The organism is Pseudomonas sp. AC463 (genome assembly GCF_979253585.1).
The window spans coordinates 1-511 of the sequence record NZ_CEEDDZ010000088.1; the positions used below are offsets into that span (position 1 = coordinate 1).

Annotated in this window: 1 protein-coding gene; it reads right to left on the reverse strand. The window is 60.7% G+C overall.

Annotated elements, in window-relative coordinates:
• Positions 1-199 precede the first annotated feature (199 nt).
• Positions 200-511: contractile injection system protein, VgrG/Pvc8 family (locus AC0IYH_RS29205; protein ID WP_471837503.1), on the reverse strand; the 312-nt coding region annotated here is incomplete at its 5' end.

The window sequence follows — 511 nt, forward strand, 5'->3', positions numbered from 1 at the left end:
TGCGTACATCCAGGCCGTGAAAGTCGTGCTTGGACGGCCGGGCGCGGTGAGTGTGAGCCAGGGATGTCAGCTTGCTGCTCTCCGAACCCGGTGTCAGCCGGATGTCGTCGCCGTCGGGCACGTCCAGGTACGATCGCGCCGCGTTACCGACATGCATCGTGTGATGGTACGCTCCGGCGGCTTCCGCATAGGTAAAAAATTAGAAGATGCCGTCCTGCGCCAGCAAGCGCTGGAGAAACTCGAACTCCGTTTCGTCGTAACGAACAGCGTAGGTCTGCTTCGGTGGTGCCGGACTAAGACTGATGTCGGTTGCCAGACCGGGAACGTCGGCCACCATCGCGTCGAAAATCTCGAGTGCGCTCTTGTCCTGAATGAAATGCGTCGCGCGCGCATAGGCGGTCGCATGATAGGCAGGACGCACGCGAACGTGGATCCGGAACTGACCGTGGTCGGTACTGCTGATATCCGTTTCGAAGATGCGTCCGGCGAACCGGCGTTCGGCATCGTCCTC